General features: G+C 50.8%; 7 protein-coding genes and 4 pseudogenes. 8 read left to right on the top strand and 3 right to left on the bottom strand.

Going from position 1 to position 12,261, the window contains the following annotated elements; genetic code table 11:
- The 3 genes and pseudogenes from BCA33_RS04470 to BCA33_RS04460 form a co-directional block, all read left to right on the top strand.
- On the top strand, window positions 1-951 hold the full coding sequence (locus BCA33_RS04470) for a hypothetical protein (protein ID WP_139172897.1): 951 nt from the start codon (window positions 1-3) through the stop codon (window positions 949-951).
- Window positions 952-1,270: 319 nt separating this feature from the next.
- Window positions 1,271-2,356: a hypothetical protein gene (locus tag BCA33_RS04465; RefSeq protein WP_139172896.1), complete on the top strand. Its 1,086-nt coding sequence runs from the start codon at window positions 1,271-1,273 to the stop codon at window positions 2,354-2,356.
- Between the two features lie 63 nt (window positions 2,357-2,419).
- A pseudogene (locus tag BCA33_RS04460) lies at window positions 2,420-2,707 on the top strand (transposase); the annotation flags it as partial.
- Window positions 2,708-4,095: 1,388 nt separating this feature from the next.
- On the opposite strand, the gene BCA33_RS04450 reads toward BCA33_RS04460, so the two are convergent.
- The gene (locus BCA33_RS04450) at window positions 4,096-4,443 is read right to left on the bottom strand and encodes a hypothetical protein (protein WP_071263737.1); all 348 of its coding nucleotides are present in this window, start codon (window positions 4,441-4,443) and stop codon (window positions 4,096-4,098) included.
- A 57-nt stretch (window positions 4,444-4,500) separates the two neighbouring features.
- Window positions 4,501-4,788, bottom strand: coding sequence for a DUF4258 domain-containing protein (locus BCA33_RS04445; RefSeq protein ID WP_254774180.1), 288 nt, complete (start codon window positions 4,786-4,788; stop codon window positions 4,501-4,503).
- A 376-nt stretch (window positions 4,789-5,164) separates the two neighbouring features.
- Here BCA33_RS04445 and BCA33_RS20675 point away from each other — a divergent pair, with 376 nt between their 5' ends.
- Together BCA33_RS20675 and BCA33_RS04440 are read left to right on the top strand one after the other, a co-directional pair.
- On the top strand, window positions 5,165-5,320 hold the full coding sequence (locus BCA33_RS20675; RefSeq protein ID WP_217632607.1) for a hypothetical protein: 156 nt from the start codon (window positions 5,165-5,167) through the stop codon (window positions 5,318-5,320).
- A gap of 136 nt (window positions 5,321-5,456) precedes the next feature.
- Window positions 5,457-7,036 (top strand): annotated as a pseudogene (locus tag BCA33_RS04440) (BCCT family transporter).
- A 128-nt stretch (window positions 7,037-7,164) separates the two neighbouring features.
- Here BCA33_RS04440 and BCA33_RS04435 read toward each other — a convergent pair.
- A pseudogene (locus BCA33_RS04435) lies at window positions 7,165-8,054 on the bottom strand (LysR family transcriptional regulator).
- Between the two features lie 104 nt (window positions 8,055-8,158).
- Between BCA33_RS04435 and BCA33_RS04430 the strand changes: the two are divergent.
- The 3 genes and pseudogenes from BCA33_RS04430 (at window position 8,159) to BCA33_RS04420 (ending at window position 12,224) form a co-directional block, all read left to right on the top strand.
- A complete protein-coding gene (locus BCA33_RS04430; RefSeq protein ID WP_071263733.1) occupies window positions 8,159-9,598 on the top strand; it encodes an aldehyde dehydrogenase family protein in 1,440 nt (479 codons plus the stop codon).
- Between the two features lie 16 nt (window positions 9,599-9,614).
- Window positions 9,615-10,591 (top strand): annotated as a pseudogene (locus BCA33_RS04425) (dipeptidase).
- A 76-nt stretch (window positions 10,592-10,667) separates the two neighbouring features.
- A complete protein-coding gene (locus BCA33_RS04420) occupies window positions 10,668-12,224 on the top strand; it encodes a BCCT family transporter (protein WP_071263731.1) in 1,557 nt (518 codons plus the stop codon).
- Window positions 12,225-12,261 lie beyond the last annotated feature (37 nt).

The following is a 12,261-nucleotide window of genomic DNA, read 5'->3' as shown; positions in this document are numbered from 1 at the left end:
ATGAAGTTCATAAATAGAAGCTCCGTTCCCGAGCCCGACTCATTAGATCTAAGTAATCCTAAATCAAATGCTTCGAAAGAGCTTCGGGCAGCAAGAGCGTTTTTGAGGACTACATCGAAAAAGAATTTTAAGTTTAGCGCCTACAAAAAGGGAATTGATGTATCAAACTCTCTTAACTCTCTATTTCAGGGAATATGTGCATATTGTGAATCTAATTTCGAGTCAACATCTCCAGGCGACGTAGAACACTATCGTCCCAAATCGAAAGTGAAAGAAGAGAAAACCCATCCTGGTTACTGGTGGATCGCAGCGGATTGGAAAAATCTACTGATGAGTTGCACGGACTGCAACAGAGGACGCTACCACAATTATTATGATGCAACCAAAGCCGAGTGTTTCCTATCAGAAAAGAAGCAAATACAGGGCAAAGAATGCTCTTTTCCAGTTCTTGGTCCGAGTTATGCCATGCATGAAGGCGAAGACCTCGAGCAGGAAGATCCGCTTTTGATTGATCCAACGAAAAGAAACCCAGAAGATCACTTAGAATGGAAAATCATTAATAAGCTTCCTTTGCTAACACCTATCACATGCGGGGATCAACCTGACCCTCATGGGAAGGCTACGATAGAAATACTAGGTCTTAATCGCAGAGGTCTAGTAGAGCATCGCCTTTCTACTCTCGAAGCTGCCCAAATTTCTTTGTCTTTCATTCAAGACGACTTTATAGAGATAGCTCAATCTACAGACGAAAACGAGATAAGAAAAAGCCTGCACAAAGCCATGTCCGGGTTCGGCAAGATCTATCGCCTTGCAGAAACTAACAAGCCTTATGCGTCTATGATCAAAAGCTACCTTGACATGGAAAAAGAGAAGCTAATACAAAATTACTCAGAATTACTCTCAAAACTACAAGCCGAGAGCGTCACAGCAGAAAACGATGGGCAATCATGAGAAGCATGCTTATTAGTCATAAAGACAACTAAATATTGCTTTCTTTATTTTCAGAGACAACACCAATTTCAAGTGCGTCACTCTGATCCGTCAAGCTCAGCTGGCTACGACACTGAATTAAAGTTTAACTTCAGCAATTACCTCCTTGGCATCACCAAATGAGGGTAACTATGCGGGTAATTAAGCTCTGTGATATTATTTTTATACTTTAAAACAATAATTTAAAAGATTTATTAGCGTGACGCCGTCTCCACCAACCAAGAGAAAAGCCCCGCTAGCCGGGGCTTTTTTTATGCACCCGGAAATAGGGACATCTGAAATGTCCACAAAGCAACCACAAAGAAAGATCTCGAAGGAAGGCCTTTGGAAAAAAATGGATGCGAACACTACGCTGCTCGAATCCTCGGCTTTCAGATGGACGGTTCGCGTTTTTGGCTATTCAGCGCTGCTCTACGCAGCGGTAGTGATATTAAACTACGATTCCGGAGACCTTGAACCACTCTCTCCTGCGCACCTACACTCAGTAGTGGCCAATCTTAAAAACCCTGCTTTAATCGCGGGGATCTCACTACCGATACTAGGACTCATAGCAAGTCACTTGCGGTCTTTACAGACGAAGAAGCAGATAGAAACTCAACAGGACCAAAACGTTTTTTCTAACTATCTAGCCCATCGAGATCAATTCAATAAATTCATGGACGAAGAAAATCCGCTGACCAACGTATCCAGCATCTCCAAATGGGAGATGTATGGCAGGCTTTTCTCCACGTCGGAAAAAGGCAACTTCAAAGTCAGCTCAACCTTGGTCAGATTCTTCGAAACTTTACCTAAGCGACTGGACATATTGAGGAAAAAAATAGAATCAACAACTTACAACGAACAAACGAATTGGATCGAAGTAGAGGACCTATTCGACGACCTTGAATGGGATTTTCGGGACTATACCCAAGCAGTTTTCTCCGACGATTTAGACAGAGAGCTTTTTCTCTCAAAGCTAGAAAAGCGTATAGACAAGCACATTGTTTGCGTCAACTCCCTCCACGAATGCTCTAACTTCCATAGCGCTCAACTGGAAGAGAACAGCCTTTGGGCAATTCAAGAAAAATATGTACAGTGCAAATCAGTGTTGCGACCAAAATCATTAAAAGAGCGCCTTTTCCATGCAATAAAAACCGCAGCTATCCCAAAGGAGATTTTTGTGAGCACAGACGGCGAAAGAGAGAGTGAGCTAAAGGGGAAGCTTTTATACGAGAACCTATGTATGGGAGGCGACGACCATAAAATCGTAATTACCAAAGAGATTTCAGAAGTAATAGATGGCAACTTCACCGAGGAAGAAAAAAAGGCAGTAAGAAGAGTTCTGCCACCTGCAGTAAACATTTATTTGCATGCATCTAAAAGCTAGGCGTCAAATGATCAGGGGCAAGGTGAGAGGTTATCCCTCCGATAAAGAGCGGTGGTGCATTCAATTCGTTGTGACAACGGACCAGAATACGTCAGCGGCAAGTTGCTAGCCTGGGCAGAAAACCACGGCATTCACCTAGCCTTTATACAACCTGGCAAGCCACAACAGAATGCTTATGTCGAACGCTACAACCGCACAGTCCGATATGACTGGCTGGCTCAGCACTTGTTCGAGAGTACAGAAGAAGTCCAGAACTACGCCACCCGCTGGCTCTGGCATTACAATAACGAACGGCCCAATATGGGGCTCGGAGGGATTACCCCTCAACAGAAACTAGCCATGGTGGCCTGAGGTCTACTTCAGAACTCCGCTAAAAATGGGGGATTACCCAAGCAAGGGGGATGAGCATAGAGAGTTATTGACCCAAAAGGCATATACGCGAGTAGTCCAGGCTGATCTCCCTGCGCTCTCCCCTCAACCGATTGACATAATGTGCCTTTCCTCCTGCACGGAGCAAAGAGTCGTAGTGATCAATGCGATCTCGCACTCGATCACAATATAGCTCGTGTTCTCGTTTTTCTTTAGCCTCACGTCTCTCTTGCCTTTCCCGTTCTTCGAGCTGGGGCGGTTCCTGATAGGTCGACTTTGCCGTTTGGGAACTTACCAACGCAACTACGTTGCTACTGTCTCGACCTGAAAGCCGTTCATAGCGCTTACAGGCAGAATTGCGATGTGCCCTACTCTGCGAAGCCCCATCTTTCTTGTACTCAGCACTCCAGAATCGGCACAAATTCAGGCTTGAATTTATAGCGGATTGATTCTTGCGTACAGGACTGGACGTACTAGCTCCCCTGGACGAAGAACTAGACACCTGTGGCTGAATCGATCGACGCGACTCCACCTTCATCGGTTTCATATCTGAGGTTCGGGGCTGTACAAGCGGGCTTGAGGGGTTACCTCCAATCTCAGGATCATGTGCCGAAGCAGCGAGGCTAAAATAAACGGTGTGAAGTCCAAGTTCGTACAGGAGCTCCTGGCCGTGGTCAGACCTAAGATAAACATATGCCCCAGTGAGCACGGCAATAGTGAGAATATTCGCTACTAGCACTGCAAGAACGGTCCCTGTAAATCTCAAAGCCAACTCCTTAACCCCTAAAAACCAGTAATTGAATAGTTCGTATACTACTCAAACGAAGTCCATCTTGGCAGACGTATTCCGTTACGAACGGTGTCAACAATGTGTTCACGGGTGTGGGGCAGGGTAATGATGGTAAACGATGGAACAATATCGCCCTAGAAGTCCGAGAGCTCGTAGTGACTAGAAAGGGTGATAGCGCTATTAACAGGGTGGATTTTGTAGCATTGCTTATGCCCTTTCGCTCCAGTTCATTCTTGGAAACCACTGGCTGGGATGATGGCCCGCTGAGGGTGAAACCGATTTTTCCAGAGTGGAGTGGTTCCCAAGCTCCCCGGTCGGGCATTGAAGGTGCTGTACTTTGGTGAGGGACGTTAGCCGGTACCGTCTGGTTTGGGCTCTTTCAATAGTGACCAGATGGCGTCTTCCAGAGTTCTACCCTGGTTGGTTTCGTAGACGATCTGGCCTTTTGCACCTGGCGCAATGTTGAGGCGGGTTTGAGCGCGGATCGGGAAGCCCAGAATTTCCAGCAGGTACTGAACCTTTGGGTCATCTATAACGTTATAGCGACCGCACGTAAGGCTCCCCGATCATGTTTCTGGGATTAACCGTAAGCCTTTTTTCCTTCGCCCTTATCAGGATCATGGTGGTTATCGTCATCCAGAGCCCGCATATCGGCCGATTTTTCACGCAGGATGCGGCGCTTTTCTGAATCGGCAAAGCGCTTGAGCACCTGACGAATCAGAGGCTGATAACCAATGCCGTTGATATCCGCTATCATCTTAAAGTCTTCGATAAGCGACTTCTGCAGGCGGATTGAAATAGGCTGCAATCCGCCTGCTTCATTCAGAGCGGCATCGTCTACATTTTTTGATACCCGAACGAACTCTTCTTCCCGGCCAAGAGAACCTTCTTCCCAGGCTTCCGGGCTACCTACTATTTTCTTTCCCATGTTGCGTGCTCCCCGCTGCTTTCGTTCTTCTGGTTCTTTCTCTGCGACTATTCTCAGTTAAAATGCGTACTTGGTATAAATGACTTCCTCTTTTGGATTAGGGCTATACGCGGTTTTCAGCAATATATTGCCATCCTTGAGGATGAAAACCACCTTCAGGCGGCGACCGTAGTCGGTTTCAGCAATAAACCATTGGGTCGGCGGATCTGTCTTGTGATTCTCTCTGATGTCTTCCAATAGTCCACCCTCACGGTTTGCAAAACATTGCTGAACCTCTTCCAGACTGACACCGTGTTTTTCAGCCAGTTTCTGCTTTACTACAGATGAACATTTCAGCGACATCATGTCCCTCATCGATTTTGTATATACAGAGTATATACTCAAGATTAACCAAAACCAACCAGACCAAGTGTCCACGGTTTTGTGTTGCTTTAAAAGGTCGCGGCATCAGGCTCAATTCCCGCCACCTCCAACAGCCCCCCCCCTACCCGCTAACGGCGTTTCCACGCCGCATCGGATTAACGTAACAATGCGTAATCAACTAGCTTTCAAGCCAGTCCAACACGGAAGCTAGTATGCCATTTGGGCACGTAGTTCAAGTAAACGACCTGAAGGATTCGTCCATTGCGGATCTAAGCCGAAAGCAGCTGTAAGACGGATTGGTTTTGCGAGCAACGGCACTCCACCACTTTGTCATTGGGCTAGAGGAATACGAACTCGAGTGGCAGCCCGACAGGCGTTTGAAGCGAAGCTTGGCTCTCGTTACCTGGAGGAGATTGGGGACGAGCTCCCTTACGACTTTTTTGCACAACAGGCGCACATTGCAGCTGACATCGACACTATTCGAATCCTTCGAAACCGACTAACAGGTCACTAGACTAGCCGGGCCTGTGTCATCCGATATCCATACTCTTCGTATCTTAATGCTGAGTGCCACATTGGTATTACTGTCGCTTTTATGGCAAAGTCGCGCGCTTTATTTGCGCTGTGTTTATACACAAAGGTTAAGTTTTATGAAGAGTAACAATCTCAAGTCTGGTGGGGATTACTCCATCGCCCAGCTTGGTGACCCGGTTGTACTAACGCTCAGCGTTGGTTTCGTTTTGCTGTTCGTTGGCTTTTCGTTATTTGATCTCAAGGGCGTAGCCGAGCTTATTGGTAACGGTTTTGCCTGGACCGCCAAAGTATTTGGCACCTATTTCCAAATGCTTCTACTGGCGACATTCTTCATCGCCATCGGCTTGGCTTGCACGCCTGCGGCTAAGGCCAAAATAGGTAACCTGGATAAGCCGGAAATGAGCACGTTTCGCTGGATGTCTATCATTCTGTGTACGCTGCTAGCGGGAGGCGGGGTATTTTTCGCTGCCGGCGAGCCGGTTTATCACTTCGTTGTAACACCACCGGCATTCTCCTCTGAGCCTGGCACGGCAGAAGCCGTGTCCAATGCCATGGCGCAATCGTTCATGCATTGGGGCTTTCTGGCATGGGCTGTTCTGGGTACGTTAACGGCCATTGTTCTGGCTCATGCCCACTATGTGCAGGGCAAACCTCTGCAGCCCAGAACCTTGCTTTACCCAGTATTTGGCGAGCGCATCATGAGCGGCTGGCTGGGTAGCGTAGTAGATGCCTGCTGCGTTATTGCGATTGTTGCCGGCACGGTTGGCCCCATCGGCTTTCTGGCCACTCAGATGAGCTTCGGGCTCAGTGAGCTGTTCGGCATAACCGACGGGCTCGCCACGCAGATGGCTATTCTGGTGGGCTTGGCGGTTATTTACGTTACCTCAGCCGTAAGCGGCATTCACCGCGGCATTCAGTTTCTGAGTCGGTTGAACGTATTTCTGGCGCTGGCTGTGGCAGCCATTATTTTCGTCTTCGGCCCTACGCTGTTCCTGACTAACACCTATTTCCAAAGCATGGGGCAGTATGTGTCCTCATTTATGGAAATGGCAACGATGACCGCTGACACTGCTCCAGGCTGGTGGATGCAGTGGTGGACTGTGTTCTTCTTTGCATGGTTTATCGGCTATGCACCACTGATGGCCATTTTTGTTGCTCGCATCTCTCGCGGCAGAAGCATCCGGGAAATGATTTTGGCCGTTGCCATTATGGCGCCCATCGCGACCACCATATGGTTCACCCTGCTGGGTGGCTCTGGCATCTATTACCAGATGACCGGGGAGATTGATCTTGCCGAAGCCCTGAACAACTTCCGCTTTGACGTCGCCACCCTCACGGTTGCCCAGGCTCTTCCGGGTGGCGGGTTTATGGCCTTGGCCATTCTGGTACTGACCACTATCTTTGTTGCAACCACCGGCGACTCCATGAGCTACTCCATCGCGGTTGTAAGCTCGGGCCATGACGAGCCCAACACCTTTGTTCGCGCGTTCTGGGGCCTCGCAATGGCCGTTACAGCGGGAGTCCTGCTGTATATGGGGTCTGGGCAAATTGGCGTGCTTCAGCAGTTCATCGTGATAACCGCTATTCCGGTTTCGCTGATCATTCTGCCTCACTGTGGCTTGGCCCTAAAGCCGCCTATGCTATGGCACGTGAGCAGAACCTGATAGCCGAGAAAGCAGTACCGCAAAAAGGCTAAATACTGTTCGTTGCGTTAGTAACGGACACTAGCCAATGGGGTTGCCGTTTTGATCCGTATCGACCCTCTCCCTGAAAGCCCTCTGCTTTCGCGGGAGAGGTGGATTGATACGGGTGGTTAACGGCACCTCAACTTCCCCTTGCGTCATACCTCAATTTTTCCAATATAAACGCCTGCATGGCCTGCGCGGCAGGACTGAGTGTCCGGTTTGCAGCTTTCACCAACCCTATACGGCGTACCACAACCGGGTCGCTCAGCGGAATGAAACGAAGATTAACGCTGTGTTCCGGGAACGCCAAACGCGGCAGAGTTGTAATACCCGCTCCCGCTTCGAGCATGGCAATCAGTGAGATCATATTGGATATATAGAACGCACTGTTTTCCACCAATTCTGCAGCAACGGTGCTCATCAACAGCCGGGAGGTGCCATTACGTATCAGTTTTTCACCCTGCAGCTGCGCCAATCCAACGTCTTTAAAGAGGCGAAAGCATGATCCTGATGACACACAACACCCACTTTATCCTCAAACAGATGGGTATATTCCAGCTCTTCATCGCTCTGCCAAAGGCTGGTAATTCCCAGGTCAACTTCACCGTGTGCCACCATCTGACACACATAGTGGGCGTTTTCATCGTGCAAGCTGATATTCAGATCCGGAAACCGGGCAATAAACTCCGCCAAAAACGACGGCATGATACGGCTGGCCACTGACGGCACCGTGGCTATGTCGATGTGCCCTTGCCGGCCATCTGCATGGCTGGTCACCTCTTTCGCCATTCGATCGTGCTGAACGATCAAATCACGAAACCTGGGCAGACAGTACTCACCAAAAGGCGTTAGTCGGTTTTTAGCGCCGCGCTCAAAGAGATTTTGCCCAAGCCGCTGTTCCAGCTCACGCACTGCCATGGAAAGCGCCGGCTGGGTGCGGTGCAATCGTCTGGAAGCCGCGTGAAAACTGCCTTCCTCCACAACGGTAATAACATAGCGCAACTGCTGAATCTTAAGGTCTGGCAACATACCTACCACCTGATAAATATAACTTATCAATCAATCTTTATTATTGATTATTCTTATTATTACATCTTGTCTACCATGAGTGCATCTTCAATAAGGAGGCAGTCATGTCCACTTCTCACCCGCTCTATATCAATGGCCAATGGGTAACCGGCGCCAGCAGCATCACTAACACTAACCCATCTGATCTCAGTGATGTTATCGGTGAGTTCGGCCAGGCAAACGCTGAACAAACCAACGAAGCCATTCGCTCCGCGCAAAACGGCTTTGCCCAATGGAGCAAAAGTGGTCTGGAGCAACGCTACAAGATTTTGATGGCCATTGGTGACGAGCTGATCGCCCGCCAGGACGAACTGGGAGAACTGCTGTCCCGCGAGGAAGGCAAGCCTTTGGCGGAAGGAAAAGGCGAGGTTTATCGCTCGGGCCAGTTTTTCCACTATTACGCGGCAGAGGTTCTGCGCCAGATAGACGAGCGCACAGACTCTGTGCGCCCGGGCGTGGAAATAGATGTACGGCGCGAGCCATTGGGCGTTGTGGGCGTAATCAGCCCCTGGAACTTCCCCATGGCAACAGCGGTCTGGAAGATTGCTCCCGCACTGGCCTTCGGTAACGCTGTGGTGTTCAAGCCCGCTAACTTGGTTCCGGCTAGCGCATGGGCGCTAACGGAGATCATCAGCAAGCAGGACCTGCCCGCCGGCACCTTTAACCTGGTAATGGGCTCTGGTGGCGAAACCGGTGAAACCCTGATTAACAGCCCAGATATTCAGGCCGTTACCTTTACCGGCTCTCTTGAAGTGGGCCGCCGGGTTGCTGCTGCCACTGTAGGCAATTTAGTAAAATGCCAGCTTGAAATGGGTTCAAAGAATGCCCTGATTGTGCTCGACGACGCAGACCTGGATCTTGCGGTAGAGGCTGCGTTCAACGGCGCCTACTCAGGTAGCGGACAAAAGTGCACGGCCTCTTCACGCCTGATCGTGATGGATGCGATTCATGATGAGTTTGTTGCAAAGCTCAAAGCCCGGCTTGAGCTTGCCAAGGTTGGTCACGCGCTTCACGAAGGCGTGCAGATAGGCCCGATTGCCGACAAGCGGCAGCTAGACTCCAACATGGCCTGGATTGAGCGGGCAAAAACAGACGGCGCCACCCTCGCCTTTGGTGGATCACTTGTGCAGGCTGAAACAGACGGCTACTACATGGCGCCCACGCTGTTCACCGACACCACAAATACCATGGCGATCAACCGTGACGAAGTATTCGGCCCCATTGCCTGCGTGATCCGGGTTGCCGATTACAAAACCGCGCTGACCACCCTAAACGACACCCAATACGGGCTTACAGCGGGCATTATCACCAACTCGCTCAAGCATGCATCTGACTTCAAGGCACGGGCTCAAACCGGTTGTGTGATGGTAAACCTGGCGACTGCCGGTACCGATTACCACGTTCCGTTCGGCGGCCGCAAAAACTCCAGTTTCGGCCCCCGTGAGCAGGGCCAGTATGCCCGCGAGTTCTACACCATTGTTAAAACCTGCTACGTGCGGGCCTGATATAAGGACGGATTCCATGCTCACCATTGATGGACTTCAATACTCCAACTGGTCCCGGGAGATCTTTGAGCAGATGCGCGCCGGGGGTGTCTCGGCGGTGCACGCAACATTGGTGTACCACGAAACACCCGCGAAACCCTGTCTCGCTTTGGCGACTGGAACCGGCGCTTTGAGCAGCACAGCGATCTGATCATGCCAGTCTACGAGGCGGCGGATATAGCGATCGCACGGGATACCGGTCGTGTCGGGATCTTTTTTGGCGCCCAGAACTGTTCGCCGATTGAAGATGACATCGACATGATCGCGGTCATGCGCCGCCTCGGCTTGATGATTATGCAGCTAACCTACAACAACCAAAGCCTGCTGGCTGCCGGTTGTTACGAGTCTGAGGATAGCGGCGTTAGCCGGTTTGGGCGCCAAGCCATCGAAGAGATGAACCGGGTGGGCATGATTATCGATATGTCCCACAGCTCGGAAAGATCGACCCTGGATGCCATTGAGCTATCCAGCAGGCCGGTGATTATCTCCCACGCTAACCCGGCATCGTTCCATCCTGCTAAGCGCAACAAGTCTGACAAGGTTCTGAAAGCCATCGCTGAAAGCGGCGGGCTGCTTGGTTTTTCAGTGTATCCATTCCACCTGAAAGACGGGCCAGACTGCACGCTGGAAAGCTTCTGCAACATGGTGGCCGACACCGCTGATTTAATGGGTATCGACCACATTGGTATTGGAACGGACTTGTGCCAAGGGCAACCCCAGTCTGTTCTGGATTGGATGCGAAACGGCCGATGGTCTAAGGCCATGGATTTTGGCGAAGGCAACAAGAACAACGCCGGCTGGCCCAGACCGCTGGCATGGTTTCAGGACAATCGCGACTTCCCGGCAATTATCGAGGGGTTAAAGCGAAAGGGATTTACCGAAACAGAGGTGGAGAAAATTATGGGCCTCAACTGGCTGAACCAACTAAACGTCGGTACCCAGGCTCTTAAATGAGTCGGTACGGCCAAAGAGCACCCGAGGCCATACAGTACAGATAGCGAAAGGTGCCAAAACAAAAAAGGTAAGCGTGATGAAAAACAATAATATCAAGTCAAGCGGAGACTACTCGATAGCTCAGCTTGGTGATCCGATTGTACTTGCGTTAAGCATTGGCTTCATTGTTCTGTTTGTTGGGTTCTCCCTGTTCGACCTTAAGGGCGTGGCCGATGTGATTGGCACCGGCTTTGCGTGGACCGCCCAGGTGTTTGGCACTTACTTCCAGATATTGCTGCTAGCAACCTTCTTTATTGCCATAGGCTTGGCGTGCACGCCAGCTGCCAAGGCCAAAATCGGCAACCTGGACCGGCCAGAGATGAGCACGTTCCGCTGGCTTTCTATCATTATGTGTACGCTGCTCGCCGGAGGCGGCGTGTTCTTTGCGGCCGGCGAGCCGATCTACCACTTTGTTGTGACTCCCCCTGCCTACTCCTCAGAGCCTGGCACAGCGGCTGCGGTTTCCAACGCTATGGCGCAATCATTCATGCACTGGGGTTTTCTGGCTTGGGCGGTTCTGGGCACCCTGGCTGCGATAGTTCTGGCCCATGCTCACTATGTGCAGGGCAAGCCACTGCAGCCAAGAACGCTGCTTTATCCGGTGTTTGGTGAGCGCATCATGGGCGGCTGGCTGGGCAGCGTAGTCGACGCTTGCTGTGTAATCGCTGTGGTTGCGGGCACCGTTGGCCCCATAGGTTTTCTGGCAACTCAAATGAGTTTCGGCCTGAGTGAACTGTTCGGCCTGACTGACGGCCTGGCCACACAAATGGCCATTCTGGTGGTTCTTGCGGCTATTTACGTAACCTCTGCCGTTACCGGCATTCACCGTGGCATTCAGTTTTTGAGCCGTTTGAACGTGTTCCTGGCGCTGGCTGTCGCAGCTATTATCTTTATCTTTGGCCCAACCCTGTTCCTCACCAACACCTACTTCCAGAGCATGGGGCAATATGTTTCCTCATTTATGGAAATGGCGACCATGACCGCTGAAACCGCGCCCGGCTGGTGGATGCAGTGGTGGACTGTGTTCTTCTTCGCCTGGTTCATCGGCTATGCTCCCCTGATGGCAATTTTTGTTGCCCGCATCTCTCGCGGCCGAAGCATTCGGGACATGATTCTGGCAGTTGCGGTTATGGCACCTATCGCCACCACCATCTGGTTCACTTTGCTTGGCGGCTCCGGCATCTATTACCAGATGACAGGTGTGATCGACCTTGCCGATGCGCTGAACAACTTCCGCTTTGATGTGGCTACCCTTACGGTTGCCCAGTCCCTCCCCGGAGGCACATTCATGGCGCTGGCCATTCTGGTGCTGACCACCATTTTCGTCGCAACCACTGGCGATTCCATGAGCTACTCCATTGCCGTTGTCAGCTCTGGGCACGACCAGCCGAACACCGTTGTGCGCGCATTCTGGGGCTTGGCCATGGCAGGTATGGCGGCGATCCTGCTTTACATGGGGGCAGGTCAGATAAGCGTGCTTCAGCAATTTATAGTCATAACAGCTATTCCAGTTTCCCTGGTTCTGTTGCCTTCACTGTGGCTTGGCCCAAAAGCAGCCTATGCCATGGCACGTGAACAGAGCCTAATATCCTAGTAGTTTGAGAAGAACCGCTTGAGAAGAGCAGCCTGAA

It is taken from the genome of Marinobacter sp. AC-23 (assembly GCF_001858325.1).
Classification (GTDB): domain Bacteria; phylum Pseudomonadota; class Gammaproteobacteria; order Pseudomonadales; family Oleiphilaceae; genus Marinobacter.
The sequence above is the reverse complement of the archived record's forward strand: the minus strand, read 5'-3'. Positions and strand labels throughout refer to the sequence as shown.